Consider the following 271-nt stretch of genomic DNA (forward strand, 5'->3'; position numbering starts at 1 on the left):
TTCCCCGGTCGCCCCGCGAGAAAGGCCGACAGTCCCGAAGGCTGAGGTCACCTCGAACGCCAGGTCGAGAAAGTCGCCGTCATGGGAAATCGTGATCAGGAAGATCGCCATGAAAACTGTCAGGAGGCTGACCATGGTCAGCGCCAGCACCTTCATCACCTCGTCCGGGCCAAGGCTGCGGCCGAAAATGTGCAACTGCTGTCGGCGTTTGAAAAAGGCGATCGTGGCCAGCAGCAGGACGATAAAGGTTGTGACCTTGATACCGCCCGCG

The 271-nt window shown here is 59.8% G+C and carries 1 protein-coding gene; it reads right to left on the minus strand.

What is annotated here, in order from left to right; all coding sequences use genetic code 11:
• The coding region (locus Q5L94_RS13705; protein WP_317498910.1) for a potassium transporter TrkG at nt 1–271 on the minus strand (271 nt) is incomplete at both ends.

Source organism: Idiomarina sp. Sol25, from assembly GCF_033052775.1.
GTDB lineage: Bacteria > Pseudomonadota > Gammaproteobacteria > Enterobacterales > Alteromonadaceae > Idiomarina.